The following is a 290-nucleotide window of genomic DNA, read 5'->3' as shown; positions in this document are numbered from 1 at the left end:
GAAAGGCGCTCGACGAGGTCTGTCCCGGCACACGGCACCAGCGATGCTGGGTGCACAAGACCGTGAACGTCCTGGACAAGGTCCCGCTCTCGGTGCAGGCCACCATGAAGAAGGATCTGCGCGAGGTCTACTGGGCGCCGAACCGGGCGTCCGCCGAAGCGGCGATCGACGTTTTCGCCGAGAAATACCGCGCCAAATACGGCCGGGCGGTCGAATGTCTGGTCAAGGATCGCGACGCCCTGCTGGCCTTCTACGACTTTCCTGCCGAGCATTGGGATCACTTGCGGACG

1 protein-coding gene is annotated in these 290 nt (G+C 63.8%); it reads left to right on the top strand.

Annotation, left to right across the window (positions count from 1 at the left end; all coding sequences use genetic code 11):
- Positions 1 to 290, top strand: a 290-nt coding sequence (locus CWO89_RS45430) for a transposase (RefSeq protein ID WP_130584498.1), incomplete at both ends; no start/stop codon positions are given.

It is taken from the genome of Bradyrhizobium sp. Leo170, assembly GCF_004296405.1.
Classification (GTDB): Bacteria; Pseudomonadota; Alphaproteobacteria; order Rhizobiales; family Xanthobacteraceae; genus Bradyrhizobium.
This window is presented reverse-complemented; position numbering and strand designations above follow the sequence as displayed.